Raw genomic sequence first — 529 nt, forward strand, 5'->3', positions numbered from 1 at the left:
CATGGGTACACCTACTTAATAGTCAACGAAGGACGAGACGGTTGGTTAATGTTTTATCGCATGGGCACCGCAGGAACATTTACGGAACTGGACAAGAAAGTATCGACTTGGATGGACGACTCCGATAAAGCAACTCAATGCCTGATCTGGCTTTCTAGCTACCGTCCTCCCCTACAGCCCCACAAAGTCCGAAATTATTATGTGATTGCCGAAAAGGATCTTGTACCGGAGCAACCCCACAGCGCTGACTGGCCAAAATTGATCGGCTACTGCTACGACGATGACTACTTTTTGTTTTTCGAAGGCAAGGGTCATGGACTGAGTGGGACAGCAGTACCCGCTTGCGGAGGCAAAAAAGCTGAGTGGCTAAAGATATTCGCGGCACTGGACGTCGAGTGGTTTATGAGCTGGCTGGAAACACTGAAGTTCACGTCGGAGGAGGCATTTACCTTAGCGTTAACCAAGAAGACAGGCTCGCTCGGAGTTCGTCGATATTAAAAACCATGGTGGAGACAGATTTGTTTCTACG

Annotated in this window: 1 protein-coding gene; it reads left to right on the forward strand. The window is 48.8% G+C overall.

Annotated elements, in window-relative coordinates:
- The coding region (locus tag AC1DCY_RS27410; protein ID WP_477355870.1) for a hypothetical protein at positions 1-498 on the forward strand (498 nt) is incomplete at its 5' end.
- Between the last annotated feature and the right edge of the window lie 31 nt (positions 499-529).

Source organism: Lysinibacillus sp. 10T31, assembly GCF_056394365.1.